This window comes from Neisseria sp. P0001.S005 (genome assembly GCF_051963715.1).
Genome location: NZ_JBQCTZ010001073.1, coordinates 1 through 236, shown reverse-complemented (window position 1 = coordinate 236; position 236 = coordinate 1). Strand labels below are relative to the sequence as shown.

The 236-nt window shown below is 50.0% G+C and carries 1 pseudogene; it reads right to left on the bottom strand.

What is annotated here, in order from left to right:
* Positions 1-29: 29 nt before the first annotated feature.
* Positions 30-236 (bottom strand): annotated as a pseudogene (locus ACTHSP_RS24100) (LysR family transcriptional regulator); the annotation flags it as partial.

Below are 236 nucleotides of genomic sequence, written 5' to 3'. Positions count from 1 at the left end.
GTTCAGACGGCCTTTTGATTGTTTCAAGTTTACATTTCCAATTCGCTCAAACCCGGCAAGTCGGCAAAACAGCGGTCGTGAGTAATTTGGCAGAAGTTGTCCAGATAGCCTTTGTTGGCGTCTTCCGTACGAATGGCGGCATAAAGTTTGCTTTGCAGACCGTCTGAAGTGATTTTGCGGTGGACGACGTAGCCTTTTTCCAAATACGGCATGACCGTCCAGTAGGGCAGGGCGGC